The 19,187-nt window shown below is 76.7% G+C and carries 5 protein-coding genes; 4 read left to right on the forward strand and 1 reads right to left on the reverse strand.

Annotated features, from left to right (window positions below; all coding sequences use genetic code 11):
* Nucleotides 1-14 precede the first annotated feature (14 nt).
* The 4 genes from ACF1AK_RS17460 (at nucleotide 15) to ACF1AK_RS17475 (ending at nucleotide 15,981) form a co-directional block, all read left to right on the forward strand.
* The gene (locus tag ACF1AK_RS17460; protein WP_391499629.1) at nucleotides 15-13,427 is read left to right on the forward strand and encodes an amino acid adenylation domain-containing protein; all 13,413 of its coding nucleotides are present in this window, start codon (nucleotides 15-17) and stop codon (nucleotides 13,425-13,427) included.
* A complete protein-coding gene (locus tag ACF1AK_RS17465; RefSeq protein WP_391499630.1) occupies nucleotides 13,424-14,719 on the forward strand; it encodes an MFS transporter in 1,296 nt (431 codons plus the stop codon). Before ACF1AK_RS17460 ends, ACF1AK_RS17465 begins: the two co-directional genes overlap by 4 nt.
* A gap of 75 nt (nucleotides 14,720-14,794) precedes the next feature.
* Nucleotides 14,795-15,607 carry a dimethylargininase gene (gene ddaH, locus ACF1AK_RS17470; RefSeq protein WP_391499631.1) on the forward strand — a complete coding sequence of 271 codons (813 nt, stop codon included), beginning with the start codon at nucleotides 14,795-14,797 and terminating at the stop codon, nucleotides 15,605-15,607.
* 161 nt (nucleotides 15,608-15,768) lie between these two features.
* Complete coding sequence (locus tag ACF1AK_RS17475; protein ID WP_391499632.1) at nucleotides 15,769-15,981, forward strand: hypothetical protein; 213 nt, start codon at nucleotides 15,769-15,771, stop codon at nucleotides 15,979-15,981.
* Nucleotides 15,982-16,042: 61 nt separating this feature from the next.
* Here ACF1AK_RS17475 and ACF1AK_RS17480 read toward each other — a convergent pair whose 3' ends face one another.
* Nucleotides 16,043-19,159 (reverse strand): BTAD domain-containing putative transcriptional regulator, encoded by a 3,117-nt coding sequence (locus tag ACF1AK_RS17480; RefSeq protein WP_391499633.1) that lies wholly within the window; start codon nucleotides 19,157-19,159, stop codon nucleotides 16,043-16,045.
* Between the last annotated feature and the right edge of the window lie 28 nt (nucleotides 19,160-19,187).

The following is a 19,187-nucleotide window of genomic DNA, read 5'->3' on the forward strand; positions in this document are numbered from 1 at the left end:
GCAGAGGAAGCACCGTGATCCCGGTTTCGTACGCACAACAGCGTCTGTGGCTGATCGACCAGATCGAAGGGCCGACCGCGCTCTACAACCTGCCGTTCGCGGTCCGCCTGCGCGGCCCGCTCGACACCGCCGCACTGCGTGCCGCGACGGCGGACGTGGTCGCCCGGCACGAGGCCCTGCGCACGGTGTTCCCGGTGGACGGGGAGGGCGTGCCGGTGCAGCACATCCTGCCGTCGGCGGAGGCGTCGGTCGCCTTCGCGACGGTGGAGTGCGCACCGGCCGGCTACCCGGCCCTGCGGGACGCGGAAGCCGCCCACGCCTTCGACCTGAGCACCGAACTCCCCATCCGGGTCACGGTCTTCTCGCTCACCCCGACCGAAGGAGGCGCCCCCGAGCACGTGCTGCTGGTGGTGCTCCACCACATCGCCGGTGACGGCTGGTCGCTCGGCCCGCTGCTGCGCGACCTCGCCGCCGCCTACACCGCCCGGCTCTCGGGCGGCGAGCCGCAGTGGGAGCCGCTGCCGGTGCAGTACGCCGACTACGCGCTGTGGCAGCGCGAGCTGCTCGGCGAGGAGTCCGACCCGTACAGCCTGATGAGCCGTCAGCTCACCTACTGGCGCGCCAACCTGGCCGGCCTTCCGGAGGAGCTTGAGCTGTCGGCGGACCGCCCCCGCCCGCCCGCGCCGACCGGCGCCGCCGACGCCGTCCCGTTCAGTCTGGCGCCCGGACTGCACGCCGCGCTGGCCGACCTGGCCCGCGGCCACCGCGCCACTCTGTTCGCCGTGCTCCAGGCGGGCCTGGCCGCGCTGTTCACCCGGCTCGGCGCCGGGACCGACATCCCGCTCGGCACCGGGGTGGCCGGCCGCTCCGACGAGGCGCTGAGCGACCTGGTCGGCTTCTTCGTCAACACCCTGGTGCTGCGCACCGACACCTCCGGCGACCCGTCCTTCGCCGAACTCCTGGACCGCGTCCGGGAGACGCAGCTGGACGCCTTCGCGCACCAGGACGTGCCGTTCGAGCGGCTGGTCGAGGAGGTCAACCCGGCCCGTGCGCTCGGCCGTCACCCGCTGTTCCAGACCCTGCTGGTGCTCCAGAACCACGAGGAGGGCGAACTCGGCCTGCCCGGGCTGGAGTCGGCGCCCGAGCCGCTCGGCCTGCGGGTCGCCAAGTTCGACCTCAACATCGGCATCACCGAGCGGCACGGCCCGGACGGCGCCCCGGCCGGCCTGGAGGGCTCGGCCGAGTACGCCGCCGACCTGTGGGACCGCGCCACCGTCACCGCGCTGTTCGAGCGCTTCGGCCGGCTGCTCGCCGCCGCGGCCGCCGACCCGCAGGCACCGATCGGCAGCCTGGACATCCTCGCGCCCGAGGAGCGCAGCCGCCTCGCCGAGGACTGGAACGCCACCGCCGCGCCCGTGCGCACCGGCTCGCTGCCCGCGCTGTTCGAGGCCCGGGCGGCCCGCACCCCGGACGCCGTCGCCCTCGCCCACGACGGCGGCACCGTCAGCTACGCCGAGCTCAACACCCGCGCCAACCGGCTCGCCCACCACCTGCTCGCCGCGGGCGTCGGCCCGGAGTCGCCGGTCGCCCTGCTGATGGAACGCTCGGTGGACCTCGTGGTCGCCACCCTCGCCGTGCTCAAGGCGGGCGGCTGCTACGTGCCGATGCACGCGAGCCTGCCGCCCGAGCGGATGACCGCGCTGCTCGCCGACACCGCCGCGCCCGTCCTGCTCACCGACCGCGCCGAGCCCGGCTTCGCGCACACCGCCACGGTGGTGCGCCCCGGCGACGAGGCGGACCGGCCCGGCCACGACCCCGCGCTGCCCGTCCACCCGGACCGGCTGGCCTACGTGATGTTCACCTCCGGCTCCACCGGCACCCCCAAGGGCGTCGCCGTCCGCCACCGCGACGTCGTCGGCCTCGCCGACGACCGCCGCTGGCGCGACGGGCGGCACGAGCGGATTCTGCTGCACTCCCCGCACGCCTTCGACGCCGCCACCTACGAGCTGTGGGCGCCGCTGCTGCACGGCGGCACCGTCGTCGTCGCCCCGCCCGGCACCCTGGACGCCGCCGCCCTGCACGCCCTGGCCGTCCGGCACGGCGTCACCGCGGTCTTCCTCACCAAGGCCCTGTTCGACCTGGTCGCCGAGCAGGCCCCGGAGACCTTCCGCGCGCTGCGCACCGTCTGCACCGGCGGCGAGGCCGCGTCGGGCACCCTGATGCGCCGGGTCCTGGAGCACTGCCCGGACCTGCTGCTCGCCCACGTCTACGGACCCACCGAGGCCACCACCTTCGCCACCCACCACCACCTGCGGCCCGCCGACCTGGCCGGCGCCCGGGCGCCGATCGGCCTGCCGCTGGACAACATGCGCGCCCACGTCCTGGACGCCCGGCTGCGCCCGGTGCCGCCCGGGGTGCCCGGCGAGCTGTACGTCGCGGGGGCGGGCCTGGCCCGCGGCTACTGGCGCCGGGCCGCGCTGACCGCCGAACGCTTCGTCGCCGACCCCCACGACCGGGGCGGCCGGATGTACCGCACCGGCGACCTGGTGCGCCGCCGCGCCGACGGCGCCATCGAGTTCCTCGGCCGGATCGACGGCCAGGTCAAGCTGCGCGGCTTCCGGATCGAGCTCGGCGAGATCGAGGCGGCGCTCTCCCGCCACCCCGCCGTCCGCCAGGTCATCGTCGTCCCCCGCGAGGACCGCCCCGGTGACACCCGGCTGGTCGGCTACTGCGCCGCCGACGCGAGCAGCACCGCAGGGAGCGGCACCGACGCGACCGGCACCGCCGCCGGACTCGCCGCCGAGCTCAAGCGGTTCGCCGCCGAGTCGCTGCCCGGCTACATGGTGCCGTCCGCCGTGGTGGTGCTGCCCGCCCTGCCGCTGAACGCCAACGGCAAGGTCGACCGGCGCGCCCTGCCCGCCCCCGACCTCACCGCCGACACCGCCGGCCGCGCCCCGCGCGACGAGCGCGAACAGGCCCTGTGCACCCTGTTCGGCGAGATCCTCGGCCTCGACGGCATCACCGTCGACGACGACTTCTTCGCCCTCGGCGGCCACTCCCTGCTCGCCACCCGCCTGGTCGGCCGGGTACGCACCGAGCTCGGCCTCGAACTCGCCATCGGCGACCTCTTCCAGGCCCCGACCGTCGCCGCCCTCGCCGCCAGGATCGCCGGCGCCCCGGCCCGCCCCGCCCTGCGCCCGGAGCCGCGCCCCGAGCACCTGCCGCTCTCCTTCGCCCAGCGCCGCCTCTGGTTCCTCGGCCAGGCCGAGGGCCCGGCCGCCACCTACAACGTCACCCTCGCCCTGCGGCTGACCGGCCCGCTGGACACCGCCGCCCTGGAAGCCGCCCTCGGCGACGTCGCCGCCCGCCACGAGAGCCTGCGCACCGTCTTCACCGAGCTCGACGGCGAGCCCCGCCAGCGGGTGCTGGCCGCGCCGCCCGCGCCGCTGCTCACCCTCACCGACCGCCCCGCGCAGGAGCTCGTCCACCACACCTTCGACCTGGCGACGGACGTGCCGCTGCACGCCTACCTGCGCCCCGAGGGCCCCGAGGAACACGTCCTCACCCTGGTGATGCACCACATCGCCAGCGACGGCTGGTCGCTGCGCCCGCTCTTCCGCGACCTCGCCGAGGCCTACACCGCCCGCCGCGCCGGCGCCGGACCGTCCTGGCGGCCGCTGCCCGTCCAGTACGCCGACTACACCCTCTGGCAGCACCGGCTGCTCGGCGCGGACGGCGACCCGCACGCGCTGCTCGGCAGCCAGCTCGTCCACTGGCGCGAGGCGCTGGCCGGACTGCCCGACGAGCTGCCGCTGCCGCTGGACCGCCCGCGCCCGCCCGTGCCCACCCACCGCGGCGACGTCGTCGAGCTGGACCTCGACGCCGCCCTGCACACCCGGCTCGCCGCCCTGGCCGCCGAGCACGGCGTCACCCTGTTCATGGTGGTCCAGGCCGGCTGGGCCGCCCTGCTGCACCGCTTCGGCGCCGGTGACGACCTGCCGATCGGCACCCCGCTGGCCGGGCGCCTGGACACCGCCCTGGACGACCTGGTCGGCTTCTTCGCCAACACCCTGGTGCTGCGCACCGACCTGAGCGGCACGCCCTCCTTCGCCGAGCTGCTGGCCCGCGTCCGGGAGGCCGACCTGGCGGCCTACGCCCACCAGGACGTGCCGTTCGAGCGCCTGGTCGAGGAGCTCAACCCGGCCCGCACGCTGGCCCGGCACCCGCTGTTCCAGGTGATGATCGCCTTCGACAACACCGCCGGCGGCGGCCCCGCCTTCCCCGGCACCCGGGCCGTCCACGAGCCGCTGGGCCTGCCCACCACCGCCTTCGACCTCACCCTCAACCTCTCCGAGCGCCACCACCCGGACGGCGCCCCGGCGGGCCTGTCCGGCGGCCTGGAGTTCGCCGTCGACCTCTTCGACCGCGCCACCGCCGAGCGGCTCGCCGCCGCGCTGGTCCACCTGCTCGCCCAGGCCGCCGAGCAGCCGCACCGCCCGGTCGCCGACCTGGACGTGCTCGGCGCGGCGGGGCACGCGCAGCTCGCCCGCTGGCACGACACCGCCCGCCCCGGCGGCGAGGTGCTCCTCCCGGCGGCCTTCGCCGCCCAGGCCGCCGCCACCCCGGACGCCACCGCCCTGGTCTTCGGCGGACTGCGGCTGAGCTACGCCGAGCTGAACGCCCGCGCCAACCGGCTCGCCCACGGCCTGACCGCCGCCGGCATCGGCCCCGAATCGGTGGTCGCCCTCGCCCTGCCCCGCTCGGCCGAGTCGATCGTCGCCCAGCTGGCCGTGCTCAAGGCCGGCGCCGCCTACCTGCCGCTGGACGCCGACCACCCGCGCGACCGGCTCGCCCACATGCTGGCCGACGCCCGCCCGGCCGCCGTGCTGAGCACCGACGGCTGGCCGCTGCCCGAGGTCCTGGACGGCCTGACCGTGCTGCCCGCCGGCGCCGACGCCTGGGCCGACCGGTCCGACGCCGAGCCGTCCGTGCGGATCGATCCCGAGCACGCCGCCTACGTCATCTACACCTCCGGCTCCACCGGCCGCCCCAAGGGGGTCGTGGTCCGCCACGGCGGCGTCGCCAACCTGTACGCCTTCCACCGCGACACGACCCTCCGGCTGGCCCGGCAGGCCCGCCCCGGGCGGCGGTTCACCTTCGCCTCGACCGCCTCCACCTCCTTCGACACCTTCCTCGAAGGGATGCTCTGGCTGACCGCCGGCCAGGAACTGCACCTGCTCGACGACACCCTGCGCCGCGACGCCGCCGCCATCGTCCGCCACCTCCAGCACACCGGCGCCGACGTCCTCGACGTCACCCCCGGCCAGGCCGAACGGCTGGTCGAGGAGGGCCTGCTCACCACCTGCCCGCCCGCCGTGCTGATGATCGGCGGCGAGGCCTGCGGCCAGCAGCTGTGGACCACCCTGTCCGCCGCCCCCGACACCCTCGTGCTCAACATCTACGGGCCCACCGAGTGCACCGTCGACGCCCTGCACCACCGCCTCGACGCCGGCGTCACCCGCCCGGTGATCGGCCGCCCGCTGTCCAACCTGCGCGCCCACCTGCTCGACGCGCGGCTGCGCCCGGTGCCCGTCGGCGTGCCCGGCGAGCTCTACCTGAGCGGCGCGGGACTGGCCCGCGGCTACCTCGGCCGCCCGGCACTGACCGCCGAGCGCTTCGTCGCCGACCCGTACGACGAGGGCGCCCGGATGTACCGCACCGGCGACCTCGCCCGGCGCCGCGCCGACGGCTCGGTGGAGTTCCTCGGCCGCACCGACCACCAGGTCAAGGTGCGCGGCTTCCGGATCGAACTCGGCGAGATCGAGACCGTCCTGGCCGGCCACCCGCAGGTGCGGCAGGCCGCCGTGCTGCCGCACCGGGACGGCCCGGCCGGCACCCGGCTGGTCGCCTACCTGGCCACCGGCGCCGACCCGGCGGAGCTGCGCGCCCACGCCGCCGCCGCGCTGCCCGACTACATGGTCCCGGCGGCCTTCGTCACCCTGGAGGCGCTGCCGCTCAACGTCAACGGCAAGCTCGACCGGGCCGCCCTGCCCGCCCCCGACTTCACCGCGAGCGCGGGGGGCCGGGCCGCCCGCACGGCCCGCGAGGAGATCCTCTGCGGCCTGTTCGCCGAGGTCCTCGGCCTGGAGGGCGCCGTCTCGGCCGACGACGACTTCTTCGCGCTCGGCGGCCACTCGCTGCTCGCCACCAAGCTGCTCAGCCGGGTCCGTTCGGTGCTCGGCGCCGAACTCGGCATCCGGGACGTCTTCGAGGCCCCGACCGTCGCGGGCCTGGCCGGGCGTCTGGACGGCGCCGAGGTCCGGCCCGCGCTCACCGCCGCGGCGCGCCCCGAGTGGCTGCCGCTCTCCTTCGCCCAGCAGCGGCTCTGGCTGATCGACCGGATGGAGGGCCCCGGCGCCCTCTACAACATGCCGCTCGCACTACGGCTCACCGGCGAGCTCGACCGCGCCGCGCTCACCGCGGCGCTCGGCGACCTCGCCGCCCGCCACGAGAGCCTGCGCACCGTCATCGCCGAGCACGACGGCGAGCCCTACCAGCGGATCCTCGCCGACGCCGCCATTGCGGTCGAACTCCTGGACTGCGCAGCGGAGTCCGTCGATGCCGAGGTGGACCGCGCCGCCCGCCGCCCCTTCGACCTGGCCGCCGAACCGCCCGTGCGGGCCACCCTGCTCCGGGTCGCCGAGGACGAGCACGTGCTGGTGGTCGCCCTGCACCACATCGCCGGCGACGGCTGGTCGATGGGGCCGCTGCTGCGTGACCTCGCCGAGGCCTACACCCTGCGCCTCGGCGGCGAGCGGCCGGCCTTCGAGCCGCTCGCCGTCCAGTACGCCGACTACGCGCTCTGGCAGCGCGGGCTGCTCGGCGACGAGGCCGACCCGCAGAGCCTGATCGCCCGCCAACTCGCCTATTGGCGCGAGACGCTGGCGGATCTGCCGGAGGAGATCGCGCTGCCCGCGGACCGTCCGCGCGGCGCCCGCGCCGACCACCGCGGCGGGCGCGTCGCCCTGCCGGTCGACGCCGAGCTGCACCGCGCGCTCGTCGCGCTCTCCCGCGAGCACCGGGTCACCCTTTTCATGACCCTGCAGGCCGCGCTCGCCGCCCTGCTCACCCGCCTCGGCGCGGGTACCGACGTGCCGATCGGCTCGGTGGTCGCGGGCCGCTCGGACGAGGCGCTGGACGACCTGGTCGGCTTCTTCGTCAACACCCTGGTGCTGCGCACCGACACCTCGGGGGACCCCACCTTCGCCGACCTCCTCGGCCGCGTCCGGGAGACCGGCCTCGGCGCCTACGCCCACCAGGACGTGCCGTTCGAGCGGCTGGTCGAGGAGCTCAACCCGGCCCGCTCGCTGGCCCGCCACCCGCTCTTCCAGGTGGCGCTGGTCCTCCAGTCCGCCGGCGAGGGCGTGCTGGAGCTGCCCGGCCTGGCCGTCGAGGCGCTGCCCTCGGACACCGGCGTCGCCAAGTTCGACCTCAACGTCACGCTGGAGGAGTTCTTCGGCCCCGACGGCGCGCCCGCCGGCCTGGACTGCGCACTCGACTACGCGACCGACCTGTTCGACCGGCCGACCGCGGAGTCGATCGCCGCCCGCTTCGGGCGCCTGCTCGCCGCCGTGGTGGCCGACCCCGACCGGCCGATCGGCCGGGCCGACCTGCTGGGCGAGGGCGAGCGCGCCGCACTCCTCGCCCCCGCCGTCCCCCTGCCCGCCGACGTGCCGCTGCTGCCGGCCGCCTTCGCCGCGCAGGCGGCCCGCACCCCGGACGCGACCGCCCTGGTCTTCGGCGCCACGCGGTTGAGCTACGCCGAACTCGACGCCCGCGCCAACCGCCTGGCGAACGGCCTGGTGGCGGCCGGGATCGGCCCGGAGTGCGTGGTCGCGCTCGCCCTGCCGCGCTCGGCGCAGACCCTGGTCGCCCAGCTGGCCGTGCTCAAGGCCGGGGCCGCCTTCCTGCCACTGGACGCCGAGTACCCGCGCGAGCGCACCGCCCACATGCTCGCCGACTCCGCGCCCGCGCTGGTCCTCACCGCCGACGGCTGGCCGCTGCCCGAGGTGCTGGACGGCCTGACCGTGCTGCCCGCCGACGCCGGGGCCTGGGCCGACCGGCCCGCCGAGGCCCCGCCCCTGCGCCTCGACCCGGCGCACGCCGCCTACGTCATCTACACCTCCGGCTCCACCGGCCGCCCCAAGGGCGTGGTGGTCACCCACGGCTCGATCGCCGCGCTGCTGGCCCACCACCGCGCCGAGACCTTCGCCGGGCCCGGGCGCGCCCACGGGCGGCTGAGCGTCGCCCTGACCGCCTCGCTCTGCTTCGACGCCTCCTGGGACAGCCTGCTCTGGATGATCGCCGGCCATGAGCTGCACCTCGTCGGCGACGACCTGCGCCGCGACGCCGCCGCCCTCGTCCGGTACGTCCACGGCGAGTCCGTCGGCGTCGTCAACGTCACCCCGAGCTACGCCGAACAGCTCCTCGCCGAGGGCTTGTTGGACGGTGAGGCGGCTCCGCGGTTGCTGCTGCTGGGCGGCGAGGCGGTCGGTCAGGACCTCTGGGACCGGCTGCGTGCGGCCCCGCGCACCGAGGCCCGCAACCTCTACGGCCCGACCGAGGCCACCGTCGACACCCTCACCCAGCCGTTCGCGGCCACCGAGCGTCCGTCGCTGGGCCGGGCCGTGCTCGGCACCCGGGCCTATGTGCTGGACGAGCACCTGGCCCCCGTCCCGCCCGGGGTCCCCGGCGAGCTCTACCTGTCGGGCCGCAGCCTGGCCCGCGGTTACCTCGGCCGCCCCGCGCTGACCGCCGAGCGCTTCGTCGCCGACCCGTTCACCCCCGGCGCCCGGATGTACCGCACCGGTGACCTGGTCCGCCGCACCCGCGACGGCGGCCTCGACCACCTCGGCCGCACCGACCACCAGGTCAAGATCCGCGGCTTCCGGATCGAACCCGGCGAGATCGAACAGGTGCTGGCCCGTCACGAGAGCGTCCAGCAGGCCGTGGTCACCCTGCACGAGGGCGCCGACGGGGACCGCCGGCTGGTCGCCCACTGCGCCACCGCCACCCCGCCGAGCCCCGAACTCGCCCTGGAGCTGCGCCGGTTCGCCGCCGAGGCATTGCCCGGGCACATGGTCCCGGCCGCCGTCGTGCCGCTCGCCGCGCTGCCGCTGACCGGCAGCGGCAAGATCGACCGCCGCGCCCTGCCCGCCCCCGACTTCGGCCTCTTCGGCGGCGGCCGCGCGGCCCGCACCGCCCGCGAGGAGCTGCTCTGCGGCCTGTTCGGCGACGTCCTCGGCCTCGACCGGGTCTCCATCGACGACGACTTCTTCGCGCTCGGCGGCCACTCGCTGCTCGCGATGAAGCTGGCCGGCCGGGTCCGCTCGGTGTTCGGCACCGAACTCGGCATCCGGGACGTCTTCGAGGCCCCGACCGTCGCCGGCCTCGCCCAGCGCCTGGACGGCGGCGCCGTTCGCGGGCCCGCCCTCGTCGCGGGACCGCGCCCCGAGCGGCTGCCGCTCTCCTTCGCCCAGCGCCGGCTCTGGCTGATCGACCGGATGGAGGGCCCCGGCGCCCTCTACAACCTGCCGCTCGCCCTGCGCGTCGGCGGCCCGCTCGACCCCGCCGTGCTCGCCGCGGCCCTCGGCGACCTGGTCGCCCGGCACGAGAGCCTGCGCACGGTGATCGCCGAGCAGGACGGCGAGCCGTACCAGCGGATCCTCCCGGCCGGCGAGGCCCGGGTCCCGCTCGACCACCGCACCACGGCGCCGGCCGACCCCGCGCAGGCGGTCACCGCCTGCGCGGAGGTCCCCTTCGACCTCGCCGCCGAACTGCCGGTCCGTGCGCACCTCCTCCCGGCGGGCGACGGCAGCGGTGACCAGCTGCTCGTCCTGGTGCTGCACCACATCGCCGGGGACGGCTGGTCGATGGACCCGCTGCTGCGCGACCTCGCCGCCGCCTACGCCGCCCGCCGCGACGGCACCGCGCCCGACTGGCGCCCGCTGCCCGTCCAGTACGCCGACTACGCGCTCTGGCAGCGCGGGCTGCTCGGCGACGAGGCCGACCCGCAGAGCCCGGCCGCGCGCCAACTCGCCTACTGGCGCGAGACGCTGGCCGGACTGCCGGAGGAGATCGCACTGCCCGTCGACCGCCCCCGGCGCGCCGACACCGGCCACCGCGGCGAGCGCGTCGTCCTGCCGCTCGGCGCCGAACTCCACCGCGCGCTCGTCGCGCTCTCCCGTGAGCACCGGGTGACGATGTTCATGACCCTGCAGGCCGCGCTCGCCGCCCTGCTCACCCGCCTCGGCGCGGGCACCGACGTGCCGATCGGCTCGGTGGTCGCGGGCCGCTCGGACGAGGCGCTGGACGACCTGGTCGGCTTCTTCGTCAACACCCTGGTGCTGCGCACCGACACCTCGGGAGACCCCGCCTTCGCCGACCTCCTCGGCCGCGTCCGGGAGAGTCAGCTCGACGCCCACGCCCACCAGGACGTGCCGTTCGAGCGGCTGGTCGAGGAGCTCAACCCGGTCCGCTCGCTGGCCCGCCACCCGCTGTTCCAGGTGATGCTGCTGCTCCAGGGCGGCACCCCCGGCGCCACCGGGACCGGCGACGCCCCGCCGGTCTTCGCCGGGCTCCCGGCCGACGTCGAGCCGGTCGGCGGGTACGCCGCCAAGTTCGACCTCTCGATCGGCATGGGCGAGTCCTTCGACGCCGACGGCACGCCCGCCGGGCTGGAGTGCGCGATCGACTACGCGACCGACCTGTTCGACCGGGAGACCGTCGAGGCGATCGCCGCGCGCTTCGGCCGGCTGCTGGCCGCCGTCGCGGCGCGGCCGGAGCAGCCGATCGGCCGGGCCGACCTGCTGGGCGAGGGCGAGCGCGCCGCACTCCTCGCCCCCGCCGTCCCGCTGCCCGCCGACGTGCCGCTGCTGCCGGCCGCCTTCGCCGCGCAGGCGGCCCGCACCCCGGACGCGACCGCCCTGGTCTTCGGTGACCTCCGGCTGGACTACGCCGAACTGGACGCCCGCGCCGACCACCTGGCCGCCCGGCTGCGTGCGGCCGGAGCCGGACCGGACACGGTCGTCGCCCTGGCCCTGCCGCGCTCGGCCGAGACGGTGGTCGCCCTGCTCGCCGTCCTCAAGTCCGGCGCCGCCTCGCTCCCGCTGGACCCGGAGTACCCGGCCGAGCGGACGGCCGCGATGCTCGCCGACGCGGCGCCCGCCCTGGCCGTCACCGGCGCGGGCTGGCCGCTGCCCGGCCTGCTCACCGGGCTGACGACCCTCCCGGTGCACTCCGGCGAACCGGCCGCCCCCGCGCCGGCCCCCGCCGCCGGCCCCGACCCGGCGCACGCCGCCTACGTCATCTACACCTCCGGCTCCACCGGCCGCCCCAAGGGCGTGGTGGTCACCCACGGCTCGATCGCCGCGCTGCTGGCCCACCACCGCGCCGAGACCTTCGCCGGCCCCGGGCGCGCCCACGGGCGGCTGCGCGCCGCCCTGACCGCCTCGCTCTGCTTCGACGCCTCCTGGGACAGCCTGCTCTGGATGATCGCCGGCCATGAGCTGCACCTCATCGGCGACGACCTGCGCCGCGACGCCGCCGCCCTCGTCCGCCACGTCCGCACCGCCCGGATCGACACCCTCGGCATCACCCCCGGCTACGCCGGACAACTCGTCGCCGAGGGCTTGTTGGACGGTGAGGCGGCTCCGCGGCTGCTGCTGCTCGGCGGCGAGGCGGTCGGCCAGGACCTCTGGGACCGGCTGCGCGCGGCCCCGTGCACCGAGGCCCGCAACCTCTACGGCCCCACCGAGGCCACCGTCGACACCCTCACCCACCCGTTCGCGGCCACCGAGCGTCCGTCGCTGGGCCGGGCCGTGCTCGGCACCCGGGCCTATGTGCTGGACGAGCACCTGGCCCCCGTCCCGCCCGGGGTCCCCGGGGAGCTCTACCTGTCGGGCCGCAGCCTGGCCCGCGGTTACCTCGGCCGCCCCGCGCTGACCGCCGAGCGCTTCGTCGCCGACCCGTTCACCCCCGGCGCCCGGATGTACCGCACCGGTGACCTGGTCCGCCGCACCCGCGACGGCGGCCTCGACCACCTCGGCCGCACCGACCACCAGGTCAAGATCCGCGGCTTCCGGATCGAACCCGGCGAGATCGAACACGCGCTCACCCGCCACCCGCACGTGCGGGCCGCCACCGTGACGGCCCGCGAGGACGGCGCCGGCGGCCCCCGCCTGGTCGCCTACGTCGTCCCCGAGGGCGCGACCGCGCCCGAGGCGGCCGAGCTGCGCGCCTTCGTCGCCGAGTCGCTGCCCGGCCACATGGTCCCGGCGGCGGTGGTCGCGCTCGACGCCTTCCCGCTGACCGGCAGCGGCAAGGTCGACCTCCGCGCCCTGCCCGCCCCCGACCTCTCCGCCTCGCCCACCGGCCGGGCCCCGCGCACCCCCCGCGAGCACCGGCTCCGCGCGCTCTTCGCGGACGTCCTCGGTGTCGACGGCGTCACGATCGACGACGGCTTCTTCGACCTCGGCGGCCACTCGCTGCTCGCCATGAAGCTGCTCGCCCGGATCCGCACCGCCTTCGGCGTCGAGCTCGGCATGCGGGCCCTGTTCGAGGCCCCCACCGTGGCCGGGCTGGCCCGCCGGCTGGAGACCGCCGGGGGCGGGCGCTCCGACGCCCTGGACGTGCTGCTCCCGCTGCGCGCCGGGGACGGCAGGGCCCCGCTGTTCTGCGTCCACCCCGCCGCCGGCATCAGCTGGGTCTACTCCGGCCTGCTGCGCCACCTCGACCCGGGGCGCCCGGTGTACGGCCTCCAGGCCCGCGGTCTGCGCGGCGGCTCACCGGCCGCCGTCGCCGAGATCGCCGCCGACTACGTCCGGGAGATCCGGTCCGTGCGCCCCCGGGGCCCGTACCACCTGCTCGGCTGGTCGTTCGGCGCGGTGGTCGCCCAGGAGATGGCCGTCCAGCTCCAGACGGCGGGCCAGGAGGTTGCCCTGCTCGCCCTGCTCGACGGCCTCCCGGCCGGGGCGGTCGCCGAGGAGCCCCCGGCCTCCGACGACCCGGTGGAGACCCTCGCCGAACTCCTCGTCTCGCTCGGCTACGACCCGGCCGACGGGCGTGGGCAGGCCGATCTGACCGCCCTGCTCGGCGAGGCCGCCGGCCTGCTGCCGGACGTCTTCGAACACCACCGCAAGCTGATGGCCGAGCACGTGCCCGGCCACTACCGGGGCGCGGCCGTCTTCGTCGGCGCCACCGCCGACAAGCCCGCCGACTGGCCCTACGAGACCGCCTGGGCCCCCTACCTCGGCGGTCCCGTCACCGCCCACCGGATCGACTGCGCGCACGGCGCCCTGACCCAACCCGAGCCCCTCGCACGGATCGCCGCCGTGCTGGCCGACACGCTGGAGAGTGACCCGCGATGACCACCACTACCGTCCCGGTCGAGCCGCCCGCGGTGGACGACGCACCCCGCCGCAGCCGCTGGGGCCTGTGGGCCCAGGCGGACTTCCGCAAGCTCTGGGTGGGTGAGACGACCAGCGGGCTCGGCACCGCGGTCGGCAACGTCGCCCTCGCCCTGGTGGCGGTGGTGACCCTGGACGCCTCGCCGTTCATGGTCGGCGTGCTCACCGCCTCCGCCTGGGTCCCCTGGCTCTTCCTCGGCCTGCTGGCCGGTGCCTGGGTGGACCGCTGGCCCCGGCTGAAGGTCATGCTGGTCTGCGACCTGCTGCTGCTCGTGCTGTTCGGCAGCGTGCCGGTGGCCGGCTGGTTCGACGCCCTGACGATGGCCCAGCTGATCCTGGTCGCCCTGCTGGCCGGGGCGGTGAAGGTGTTCTTCTCCACCGCCTACGGGGCCGTGCTGCCGTCGATCGTCGCCAAGGACGACCTGCTGGAGGCCAACGTCAAGCTGCGCTCGGGGGACTCGGCGGCGGAGATCGCCGGGCCCGGCCTGGCCGGACTGCTGTCCCAGGTGTTCGGCGCGGCCAGCGGACTGCTCGCCGACGCGGTGACGTACCTGGTCTCGGCGCTCTGCCTGGGCACCATCAAGGTGCAGGAGACCCCGCCGCCGGTCTCCGAGCGGCGCGGCATCCTGCGCGAGATCGGCGAGGGCGTGCGCTTCCTGGCCCACGACCCCCACCTGCGGACCCTGGCGGTCTTCGGGGCGGTCGGCAACCTCGGCCTCAACGGCATCCAGGCCGTCCAGACGATCTTCCTGGTCCGCAGCGTCGGGGTCTCGCCCGGCGGCATCGGCGCCGTCTTCGCGGTGGTCTCGGTCGGCGGCCTGGCCGGGGCGGCCCTCGCCGGGCGGATCGCCCGCCGCTTCGGCACCGCCCGCGGGCTGCTGCTCTGCGAGCTGGTCGCCGCGCCGTTCATCCTGCTGCTGCCGATGGCCGGCGCCCGGCTGCCGCTCGCGGTGAGCGCGGTCGCCTGGTCGGTCGCGGTCTGCGGGGTGATCGCCGGGAACGTCCTGGCCGGCAGCTTCTACCAGTCCTACTGCCCGCCCGCGATGATCGGCCGGATCCGGGCCAGCGCCGCCACCGTCAACTTCAGCGCCATCCCGGTCGGCGCCCTGCTCGGCGGCTGGCTGGGCGAGCTGCTCGGCGCCCGCACCACCATCTGGATCATGGCGTCCGTGCTGCTCTCCGCCGGTGCCGTGCTGCTGGCGAGCCCGCTGCGCGCCATGCGCGACTTCCCCGAGCGCCCCGCCGCCCGCTGAGCCGCCTCCCGCTGAGCCGCCGCCCCCGCTCCCGCCGCCCCCGCTCCTCCCGCCCCCGCCCTCTCGGAGCCCGCCATGACCCGCACCGCCCGCCCCCGCCGCTACCTGATGTGCCGTCCGACCCACTTCGAGGTCAGCTACGCGATCAACCCGTGGATGGACCCGGCCAAGCCGGTCGACACCGACCTCGCGGTGGCCCAGTGGGAGCGCCTGTACGAGCTGTACGTTGACCTCGGCCACCGCGTCGACCTCATCGACCCGCTGCCCGGCCTGCCCGACATGGTGTACGCGGCGAACGGCGCCACCGTCGTCGACGGCCGGGCGCTCGGCGCCCGGTTCCGCAACGCCGAGCGGGCCGCCGAGGGCCCGGCGTACCTGGAGTGGCTCCGGGCCCACGGCTTCACCACCCACGCGCCGGTGCACGTCAACGAGGGCGAGGGCGACCTGCTGCTCACCGACCGCTACCTGCTGGCCGGCCGGGGCTTTCGCAGCGTCTCCGCCGGGCACGCCGAGGCGCAGGAGTTCCTCGGCCGCCCGGTGATCGGCCTGGACCTCGTCGACCCGCGCTTCTACCACCTCGACACCGCGCTCAGCGTGCTCGACGGCGACCTGATCATGTACTACCCGGGCGCGTTCTCGGCCGGCAGCCGGGCGGTGCTGCGCCGGCTCTTCCCGGACGCCCTGCTGGTGGGGGAGCAGGACGCCGCGGCGTTCGGGCTCAACGTGGCCGGCGACGGCCTGAACGTGGTGCTCCCGGAGCAGGCCACCGGGGTCGCGGCCGTGCTGCGCGCGCACGGCTTCCGCCCGATCGGGATGGACCTGTCGGAGCTGCTCAAGGGCGGCGGCAGTGTGAAGTGCTGCACCCTGGAGCTCCGCGAGGCCGCCTGACCTGCGGCGACAGCGCTCAACACCCCGATCGACGCGGCCGGTCGACGCACGCTGCTCGTGCGTCGATCGGCCGTTGAACGCCCCTTGCCATGCTGATCACGTCAGCCGGGGAGAGCCCGGCACCCGCCTTCCCGGCAGGGAAGACCACCCGAGGAGCAGTCATGGCGAAGCGTTCGACGATCGGCACCGCCCGGATCAGCCTGGCCGTCGCGGGCCTCGGCCTCGGCGCCCTGCTCGCCCTCGGCGCGGCCGGCACCGCGATGGCGGACGGCGCGACCGGCACCGGCACCGGCACCACCGCCCCCACCGCCACGCCCACCCCGACCCCGACCGACGGCAGCGGCCACTCGGACTGGAACAGCACCGGCTCCTGAGCCCCGCCCGCCCGACGACCGCACGCAGAACCGTTTCTGCCGCCCCCGTACCACCCGCGCCTCAGGGATCCACCAGCGCGAACGCCGGCTCCGCGAGCAGCCCCGCCACCTCGGCGGCCTCCGGAAGCCCCAGCCGCCGGAAGATCGCGTACGCCTCCCGCAGCCGCGCCCCCGCCTCGGCCCCGCGCCCGAGGTCCGCCAGCGCACAGCCCAGCACCACCAGCGCCTGCGCCTGGTCCCGCTCCGCGCCCAGCTCCACGCAGAGCGCCAACGCCTGCCCGGCGTGGTCCAGCGCCTCGCCCGCCCGGCCCAGCTCGCGCAGACTGTCCGCCAGCCGGTAGCGCGCGTGCGCCGCCCGGTCCCGCAGCCCGGCCGCCACCGACACCGCCAGGCACTCGCCGAACCAGGTCACCGCCTCCTCGTGCCGCCCCAGCGCGTGCAGCGCCAGCCCCAGCACGTACAGCGTGTACGCCCGGCCCGGATCGTCCTGCCGGGTCCTCAGCTCGGCCAGCGCCTCGTGGCAGATCGCCACCGCCTCGTCCGCCCGGCCGCTGCGCACCCGCGCCAGCGCCGCGTTCACCGTCGTCACCAGCGCACCGGAGCGGTGCCCGAGCCGGTTCGCCAGCACCAGCGCCTCGTCGTAGTGGTCCACCGCCTCGTCGTAGCGGCTCAGGAACTGGCAGATCAGCCCGAGGTCGTTGAGCGCCTGCCGCAGCACCACCGAGTCCTCGGCCGCGCGCGCCGCGTCCACCGCCCGCCGGGACGCCGCCTCGGCCGCGTCCAGCCGGGTCGCGGCCAGCGCGACGTTGCCGCGCAGGAAGTGCGCCCGCCCCTCCGCCCGGACGTCGCCGTCCCGGGCGGCCGCCTCGGCCAGCGCGTCGGCCGTCGCGGCGAGCTGACGGCTCGGCGGGGTGAGCACGAACGGGGTGAGCGCGATCAGCAGGTCGATCGCCGCCCGCAGCGCCGGCCCCTGCCCGGTGGCGGGGTCGGCGGCCACCTGCGCCGCCAGCGCCACCGCGCCCGTCCCTTCGACGGCCGCCCACGCCCGGGCGGCCTCCCGCCCGGGCAGCGCGACGCCGGGGGAGTGCGCCGGCCCGAGCGCGCCCGCCGCCGGATCGCCCGGCACGGCGTGCTGGAAGGCGGTGCAGGCGGTGGCCAGCAGGTGGTCCAGCAGCCGGTCCCGGGCCGTCACCGCCTCCGTCACCGCCTCCGCCTCGCCGCCGTCCTCCACCCCCTGCGCCGGTCGTCGGCGCGCGAAGGCCCGCAGCAGGTCGTGGTACCGGTAGCGCCCCGGGAACGGCGACTCCACCATCGCCACGTCCACCAGCGCCTCCAGCAGGTCCTCGGCGTCGTACGCGTCGAGGTCCAGCAGCGCGGCCGCCGCCGGCAGCCCGATGTCCGGCCCGTCCACGGAGGCCACCAGCCGGAACGCCCGCGCCTGGTCAGCCGTCAGCTGGCGGTAGCTCAGTTCGAAGGCCGCCGCCACCGCGAGGTCGCCGATCCGCAGCTCGTCGATCCGCCGCCGCTCCACCTGCAGCCGGCGGCTGAGCGTCTCCACCGTCCAGCCCGGGCGCGCCGCCAGCCGGGCGGCCACGATCCGCACCGCCAGCGGCAGGTTCCCGCAGGCCACCACCAGCTCCCGGGCGGCGTCCGGCTCGGCGGCCAGGCGCTGCGCGCCGATCGTGCGGCCCAGCAGGTCCAGCGCCTCCTCCGGCTGGAACACGTCCAGGTCGACCTGCACGCTCGCCGGCAGCCCGGCCGGCCGGGTGCGGCCGGTGGTGAGCACCGCGCAGCCGACCGCCCCCGGCAGCAGCGGCCGGATCTGCGCCGCGTCCTTGGCGTTGTCGAGCACCAGCAGCAGGCGCCGGCCGTCCACCACCGAGCGGAACAGCGCCGAGCGCGCGTCCAGGCCGTCCGGCACCGCGTCCGCCGGGACCCCGAGCGCCACCAGGAAGCCGCTCAGCACCGCCTCCGGATCGGCCGGCACCGGGTCCGAGCCGCGCAGGTCCGCGTACAGCTGGCCGTCCGGGTAGGCGTCCCGGACGCGGTGCGCGACGTGCAGCGCCAACGCCGTCTTGCCGACCCCGCCCATCCCGACCACCGTCGCCACCACCAGCGCCTGCTGCGGCCGCCCCGGCGCCCCGCCGTCCTCCGGGGGAGCGGCCAGCGCCTCGCACAGCACCCGCACCGGCGCCGTGCGGCCGGTGAAGTCGGCGGCGTCCGGCGGCAGCTGGGCCGGGCGCGGCGGCGCGCCGGACGGCCGGGCGCCGCGGCCCGGTGCCCGGGCCCCCTCGGTGCCGCCCGGGTCCGTCGCACCGCCCTCGCCGTCCGCCGCCTCGGCGCGCTCCGCGGCCGTGCCCTCCGCCGCGGCCGGGCCCGGCGCCGCCGCGCCCGCGGCCCCGCCGCCGCCCGGTGCCTCCGGCGCGGCCAGGCCCGGGTCCCCCTCCAGTATCCGCCGGTGCAGCTGCTCCAGCTCCGCCCCCGGCCCCACCCCCAGCTCCGCCAGGAACAGCTGCCGCACGCCCCGGAACACCGCCAGCGCGTCCGCCTGCCGCCCGGCCTGGTACAGCGCGCGCATCAGCAGCCCGTACGCCCGCTCGTGCAGCGGGTGCTCGGTGGTCAGCGCGGTCAGCTCCGGAATGCACCGGGAGTAGCGGCCCAGCGCCAGATCCAGGCCGATCCGCTCCTCCAGCAGCGTCAGCCGCAGCTCCTCCAGCCGCTGGCGGTGCCGCTCCGCGAACGGCCCGGGGATCCCGGCCAGCGGCTCGCCCTGCCACAGCTCCAGCGCCTGGTTGAGCAGGTCACGGGCGCGCAGCGGCTCGGCGCGGGCGGTCCGCTCCGCCTCGGCGGCCAGCGCCTCCGCCTGCGCCGCGTCCACCGCCAGTTTGGGCAGGACCAGCCGGTAGCCGTCGCCCATCGAGACCAGGACGCTGCCCGTCGCCTTCTCCCCGGGCTCCCCGGGCTCCGCCGGGTCCACGGCGTCGAGCACCTTGCGCCAGCGCCACGCGTACGTCCGCACGGTGGTCATCGCCGCGCTCGGCGGCTCCTCGCCCCACAGCGCCGCGATCAGGTCCGTGGCGCTCGCCGAATGGCCGGGCCGCAGCAGCAGCACGGCCAGCATCGCCTGCTGCTGCGGGCTGCCCACCTTGAGCGCCGTCGCGCCGCGGTGAGCCCGCATCAGACCCAGTACGGAAAAACGGAGATCG

Origin of the sequence: Kitasatospora sp. NPDC015120 (genome assembly GCF_043080305.1) — a bacterium.
Classification (GTDB): Bacteria; Actinomycetota; Actinomycetes; order Streptomycetales; family Streptomycetaceae; genus Kitasatospora.

What these genes read in the sequence shown, in the direction of transcription:
- ACF1AK_RS17480 (WP_391499633.1), bottom strand. Translation starts at nt 19,159, where the DNA reads ATGCGGGCTCACCGCGGCGCGACGGCGCTCAAGGTGGGCAGCCCGCAG.
- ACF1AK_RS17465 (WP_391499630.1), top strand. Translation starts at nt 13,424, where the DNA reads ATGACCACCACTACCGTCCCGGTCGAGCCGCCCGCGGTGGACGACGCA.
- ACF1AK_RS17475 (WP_391499632.1), top strand. Translation starts at nt 15,769, where the DNA reads ATGGCGAAGCGTTCGACGATCGGCACCGCCCGGATCAGCCTGGCCGTC.
- ddaH (WP_391499631.1), top strand. Translation starts at nt 14,795, where the DNA reads ATGACCCGCACCGCCCGCCCCCGCCGCTACCTGATGTGCCGTCCGACC.